The organism is Microbacterium sp. BF1, assembly GCF_019279095.1.
GTDB lineage: Bacteria > Actinomycetota > Actinomycetes > Actinomycetales > Microbacteriaceae > Microbacterium > Microbacterium maritypicum.
In genome coordinates, this window is record NZ_JAGYWT010000134.1 from 1 (window position 1) to 5,700 (window position 5,700).

Here is a 5,700-nt window from a genome sequence, read left to right on the forward strand (position 1 = left end):
CTAGACGGACCGCCCAGGCCAAGGGATGGCCCGTGCTCGTGACCGTCGGCGCGAGCGGGCAGACGGCCGGGCCGGACAACTCCCTGCAGGCGCAGCCGGCGCGGGCGATCGAGCGCGCGTGCGAGAAGCAGGGCATCGCCCCCTCGGAACTCGACCTCGTGGAGATCAACGAGGCGTTCGGTGCGGTCGTCGCGCGTTCGCAGGTCGAACTCGGCCTCGACGAGGCCATCGTGAACATCCACGGCGGCGGCATCGCGATCGGCCACCCGATCGGCGCTTCCGGCAACAGGCTGGTGGTGCATGTCGCGCACGAGCTCGCGCGTCGAGGCGCAGGCACGGCAGCCGTCGGCTTGTGCGGCGGCGGCGGTCAGGGCGAGGCGCTCATCCTCACCCGGTGACGGGAGTCGCGGGCGGGACCGCGCTCAGGGACGCGCGTCCTTGGCGTGATCCTGCGTGTCGGCGAGGGCCTTCTGCGAACGGAACTGCAGTCGCTGCGCTTTCTTCGCCTTCTTGACCGACTGCGGGGAATCGGCGTCGACCCGCACTCCGCGACGCTCGCGGTTCATGTCGACCACGGCGCCGACGGCGAGAGCCATGGTGATCGCCCAACTCACCCAGGACAGGACGGCGCGCCAGGTGACGGGCTGCTCGCGGGTGCCGCGCAGCAGGGAGACCCCGGCGGAGATCGCAGAGACAAGTCCGGTGCTGAAGAGGTAGCGCATTCCCCCACGGTACCTTCCCGCACCCCCGGTCGCACCGAGCCTTGACAAGCCCTCCCCGATCCTGGGCGAATTCTGATGGTCGTCGCAACACGGCGCATGTAGCGCCTTCCATCTAAGTGGATATAGACGATGGTCTGTCGCCCGAAGAGGGGACAGACCATCGTCTTTCCGCGTGCGAGGCTTGAGGCGAGGCATCGCATGGTGTCTCGCGACGAACCGGAGAACTCATGATTCGTAACAGACGGCTCTCACTCGCCATGTCCGCCATGGCGCTATCTGCGCTCGGCATGGCATCTTTTACCGTTCCGGCAGTTGCCGATGATGCGACGTCGCAGGATTCCACGACCGTGGAGCAGGTTTCAGCTCTCGTCTCAGACGCTGCAACGTCAGCAGGGGTGCCTGCGACCGACTTCACTGCGGACTCTCCGGTCAGCGTCACGGTCCCGAAGGATGCTTCCGACGGTATTGGTGTTCATGGGACCGATGGTTCTGGATTCACTGTTTCTGCTCCTGTCGGGGTCTCTGTTGATGGTGGTGTGGTGGCTGGGGACGGCTCCACTGTCTATGCCGGCGCAGAAGGGCACCCGGATGTGACGGTGACGCCGTTGGAAAGCGGTGTGCGGATCTCAACTGTGCTGTGGGACGACTCGCAGAGCACCAGCTTCGGCTACCCGCTGCCGGAAGGAATTGATGGACAGATCCAGCCTGACGGAAGCGTCATCCTCACTCGCGCGTTGGAAGTTGAAGCAGATGGCGTCACCAGCGAGGTCGACGCGATCGTGGGTCAGATCGAGCCGGCTTGGGCAGTAGACGCCAACGGAAACGCTGTGCCCACCAACTATGCGCTTGCCGACGGTGTGCTTACTCAGGAGGTCGACACCACAGACGCTGCATTCCCGGTGGTCGCTGACCCGACATGGGGGCTTACTGGACCGCTCCAGGTTCGTGTGCGGTGGAACCGTGCGGAGACAGCCACGATCGCGAACGGCGGATGGGGTGCGACCGGGCTCACCGCGGTCTGCGCAGCTGCCGGCGCGGCGATCGCGGGCCCTCCTGGTGCTGCGGTCCTTGGAGCCGGGTGCCTGGCCACCGGAGGGCCGGCCATCTACACGGCGGGAGTGGCCCAGAACTCGAACCCGAAGCGTTGCCTTGAGGGCTTCCTGACCTACATTCCCGGCGTGAGTGTCGTTGTCCCCTGGTATGGAACGTACGCATGCAAATGATCGAAGAGTCGTACAAGAACTCGTTCCGCAAGCGACTGCGGATCCTGTTCTCTCCGCTGCGCCTCGCGCTGTTCCTCACGGCGATCATCATCGCGATCATCGGAAACGCAATCTATATCAGCAACGGCGGCAGCCCTGAATGGCTCGGGCTAGGATCAATCATCCCGCTCCTTGCCTTCCTATTCTGGGAACTGGCGACCGATATCAGGATGAGGCGCCTCGAACGGGAACGCCACGGCTCATAGGCCTACTCGAAGTTCGATGAGCTGCGAAAGACGCTCGGCTGGGGTTTGCCAGCCGAGCGTCTTTCTTGGTCTGGTGTTGAGCTCGTGCGCAACCCGGTCGAGCTCTGTGAGATCGTGTACGGAAAGGTCGGTGCCTTTCGGGAAGTACTGCCTCAACAAGCCGTTGGTGTTCTCGTTGCTGCCGCGCTGCCAGGGGCTAGCGGGGTCGCAGAAGTAGACCGGGACGCCGGTTGCGATGGTGAACTCTTTATGCTTGCCCATTTCTGACCCCTGGTCCCAGGTGAGCGATCGGCGTAGGTGTGTGGGGAGGCGCTCGATGGTTGCGGTGAGGGCGTCTCGCACGGATTCCGCGCTGCGGTCGCCCGGGAGGTGGACGAGCATCACGTAGCGGGTGGTGCGTTCTACGAGCGTGCCGATCGCGGAGCGCTGGTTCTTCCCGATGATGAGGTCTCCCTCCCAGTGGCCGGGGACGGCGCGGTCTTCGACTTCTGCCGGACGCTCTGAGATCATGACCATCGGGTCACGGTAGCGGGGCTGACGCTGCTGGGCTTGCCTGCGAGGTTTCCGCCGCGCCCGGCCGGTCCGCAGCGCGCGATGGAGCTCCCGACGCAGCTCTCCGCGCCCTTGAACGTAGAGCGCGTGGTAGATCGTCTCGTGGACCACGTGCATCTCCGACCTCTCTGGGAACTCGCCCCGCAGCATCTTCGCGATCTGCTCCGGACTCCACCACTGGTCTAGCTTCTCCTGAATGTACGCGCGCAACTCCGAATTCTGGCCGATCTTTCCTGACTTCGGGCGCGGGAGACGGCTCGCAGCCCGCGCCTGAGCGGCATGAGGGCGATAGTCACCCGAGCGGGGATGCCCGTTACGACGAAGCTCCCTGCTGATCGTTGACGGTGATCTCTCCAGCTCTGCGGCGATCTGTCGCACGCCCCACCCCATTCGTCGCCGGTCGGCGATCACGATCCGCTCGTCCTCTGAAAGGAACCGTGACGACAAAGCAGCCCCCACGACCACGCGGTGCGGTGATCCTGGGGGCTGCTTCTTGTTCCGCTTCGAGGAACCGTTGCGCCACTCGCGTCCGGTCTTGACATTGATACCAACGGCCCGACAGGCCGCCCTGCTGGAATAGCCCTGCTCCATCAGCTCAAAGTAGCGCTGACGCTCCGCCACCAGCTTCCGCCGCCCTTGAGGTGACCGAACGACACGAATCTCGAACTCCATCTGCAACTCCCGAAACGATCAGGTGTTGCAACGACCACTGGAACTCAAGCTGGCAGGGGAGGGGCAGATGAAGCGCAGCGTCCGCAGACGAACGAGTCGAATGCGGCGTGCGTGTCGAGCGCGCGCGGAGAGCACGGACCCGGCGTCTCCCTGCCGATGCCCGGGTGCACCCGCTATCATGGCCAGGTCGCGGCTCGCCCGCGGCCGCACAACCGTGTATCTACCGGCCGTCGGCATTCCGACGGACAGCGGCGGCACCCGACATCGCGTCTTCGACGCGCGAGAGCCATGACACGCGCAACAACATCGCAGCAACTCGCCGAGCCGAGCCTTCTCCATCTCGCCGGCCTTCCCTACTTCCTCATCGCCTTCATCGCGCGACTGCCGTTCGCCATGATGGTGGTCGGCGTGCTGACGGTGGTCGTCTCCGCTCGCGGCTCCCTGTCGCTGGGCGGGCTCACCTCCGCAGCCGTCGGCCTCGGCACCGCCTGCTTCGGGCCGCTGCTGGGAGCCGCGGCCGCCCGGTTCGGCCCGCGGACCGTGCTGCTGGTGCTCGCCATGGCGAACGGGGCGATGCTCCTGCTGTTCACGTTCGTCGTCTACGGCACCGCTGCCGACGGCTTCGTGCTGCTCGCGGCGGTCGGCATCGGGGCCACGGCTCCGCAGGTTGCGCCGCTCTCGCGGTCGCGTCTGGTGACGATCATCAGCGACCGGATGCCCGAGGGGCGCCGCGCCAAGACGGTATCGGGCACGATGGCCTACGAGTCGGCCGCCGATGAGACCGTGTTCGTCTTCGGGCCCTTCATCGTCGGCATCCTCGCCTCGGCGATCGCGCCGTGGGCGCCGCTGGTGGGAGCCGCCGTGCTGACCGTGGTGTTCGTGGGGGCTTTCGCCCTGCACCCCAGCGGACGGCACGTCTCGCAGGATCGGGATGCGGATGGCAAGGCGCCGTCGACCGTCTCCGAGCTGTTCCGGCCCCAGTTGCTGATCGTGGTCGTCGGCATCCTCGGTGTCGGGATCTTCTTCGGAACGATGCTCACCTCGCTCACATCGTTCATGGCCGACCGCGGTGCACCAGAGCAGGCCGGCCTCCTCTACGGCGTCATGGGCGTCGGCTCCGCGATTCTCGCGCTCGGTGTCGCGTGGCTTCCCGCCGCGTTCTCGATGCGTGCGCGGTGGCTCGTCTTCTCGGGCATCCTGCTGGCGGGAACACTCCTGCTCGGCTTCGTCGACACGCCGGGAACCATGATGGTGGCGCTCGCGATCATGGGCATCGGCATCGGCCCCACACTCGTCACGCAGTACAGCTTCGGCGCCGCTCGCAGCCCGCGCGGGCGCTCGGCCACCGTCATGACCATGTTGGGCTCCGGCGTCGTGGTCGGGCAGTCGATCGGCGCCGCCTTCGCGGGCGAGATCGCCGAGAGCGTCGGGACTCCGGCTGCGCTCCTGCTGCCGATGGTCGCCGCGTTCATCGCGTTCGCCGCGGGAGTCGCGAACTGGATGCTCAGCGGTGAGAAGCGTCGAGCGGCTCCCGTCAAGCCCTGACGATCGATCCGCGGAAATCGAGGTTCCTCGATAGCCTGGAGGAAACCCCCGGGAGGAGCCCTCGTGGCCGCAGCAGATTTCGTCGTCGTCGCCAACCGCCTGCCCGTGGACCGCGTGGTGGGCCCCGATGGCGAGGAGGCGTGGCGCACATCCCCCGGCGGCCTCGTCGCGGCCCTCGAGCCGATGATGCACAGCGTGCACGGCGCCTGGGTCGGTTGGGCGGGTCAGGCCGACCTGGAGCTCGCGCCCTTCGAGGCCGACGGCATCGATCTCATCCCGGTCGCCCTGAGCGCCCAAGAGGTCGCCGAGTACTACGAGGGCTTCGCGAACGACACCATCTGGCCCCTCTACCACGATGTGATCGCACCGCCGCAGTACCACCGCGAGTGGTGGGACGCCTACGTCACCGTGAATCGCCGTTTCGCCGAGGCGGCGGCTGCTGCTGCGGCGCCGGAGGGCACGGTCTGGGTGCACGACTACCAGCTGCAGCTCGTGCCGCAGATGGTGCGTGAGCTGCGCCCCGACGTCACGATCGGGTACTTCCACCACATCCCGTTCCCCGCGCACGGTTTGTACGCGCAGCTGCCCTGGCGTGATCAGGTGCTGCGCGGCCTGCTCGGTGCCGACGTGATCGGCTTCCAGCGCGCGCAGGATGCCACGTACTTCCTCACCGCCGTGCGCCGCCGACTGCGCTACGAGGTCAAAGGTCCGCACGTCGCCGTGCCCGAGGGGGAGGGCGAG

Annotated in this window: 6 protein-coding genes and 1 pseudogene; 5 read left to right on the top strand and 2 right to left on the bottom strand. The window is 66.6% G+C overall.

The genetic code is table 11. The features are described from left to right. Positions 1-398: pseudogene (locus KZA10_RS06755) on the top strand (acetyl-CoA C-acyltransferase); the annotation flags it as partial. A 24-nt stretch (positions 399-422) separates the two neighbouring features. Here the strand turns inward: KZA10_RS06755 and KZA10_RS06760 are convergent. Then, positions 423-722 carry a hypothetical protein gene (locus KZA10_RS06760; protein WP_141388036.1) on the bottom strand — a complete coding sequence of 100 codons (300 nt, stop codon included), beginning with the start codon at positions 720-722 and terminating at the stop codon, positions 423-425. Positions 723-979: 257 nt separating this feature from the next. On the opposite strand from KZA10_RS06760, the gene KZA10_RS06765 reads away from it, so the two are divergent. Further along, positions 980-1,945, top strand: a complete 966-nt coding sequence (locus tag KZA10_RS06765; protein ID WP_218682477.1) for a hypothetical protein — start codon at positions 980-982, stop codon at positions 1,943-1,945. Next, on the top strand, positions 1,942-2,190 hold the full coding sequence (locus KZA10_RS06770; RefSeq protein WP_141385936.1) for a hypothetical protein: 249 nt from the start codon (positions 1,942-1,944) through the stop codon (positions 2,188-2,190). The genes KZA10_RS06765 and KZA10_RS06770 overlap by 4 nt, the downstream gene beginning before the upstream one ends. On the opposite strand, the gene KZA10_RS06775 is transcribed toward KZA10_RS06770, so the two are convergent. After that, complete coding sequence (locus KZA10_RS06775; protein ID WP_371861285.1) at positions 2,185-3,333, bottom strand: IS30 family transposase; 1,149 nt, start codon at positions 3,331-3,333, stop codon at positions 2,185-2,187. The genes KZA10_RS06770 and KZA10_RS06775 overlap by 6 nt on opposite strands. Positions 3,334-3,702: 369 nt before the next feature. On the opposite strand from KZA10_RS06775, the gene KZA10_RS06780 reads away from it, so the two are divergent. Both KZA10_RS06780 and KZA10_RS06785 read left to right on the top strand, forming a co-directional pair. Further along, positions 3,703-4,959, top strand: a complete 1,257-nt coding sequence (locus KZA10_RS06780; protein WP_218682478.1) for an MFS transporter — start codon at positions 3,703-3,705, stop codon at positions 4,957-4,959. Positions 4,960-5,022: 63 nt separating this feature from the next. Next, positions 5,023-5,700, top strand: a 678-nt coding sequence (locus KZA10_RS06785; RefSeq protein WP_218682479.1) for a trehalose-6-phosphate synthase, incomplete at its 3' end; no start/stop codon positions are given.

What these genes read in the sequence shown, in the direction of transcription:
- KZA10_RS06780 (WP_218682478.1), top strand. Translation starts at nt 3,703, where the DNA reads ATGACACGCGCAACAACATCGCAGCAACTCGCCGAGCCGAGCCTTCTC.
- KZA10_RS06770 (WP_141385936.1), top strand. Translation starts at nt 1,942, where the DNA reads ATGATCGAAGAGTCGTACAAGAACTCGTTCCGCAAGCGACTGCGGATC.
- KZA10_RS06775 (WP_371861285.1), bottom strand. Translation starts at nt 3,333, where the DNA reads ATGGAGCAGGGCTATTCCAGCAGGGCGGCCTGTCGGGCCGTTGGTATC.
- KZA10_RS06765 (WP_218682477.1), top strand. Translation starts at nt 980, where the DNA reads ATGTCCGCCATGGCGCTATCTGCGCTCGGCATGGCATCTTTTACCGTT.
- KZA10_RS06760 (WP_141388036.1), bottom strand. Translation starts at nt 722, where the DNA reads ATGCGCTACCTCTTCAGCACCGGACTTGTCTCTGCGATCTCCGCCGGG.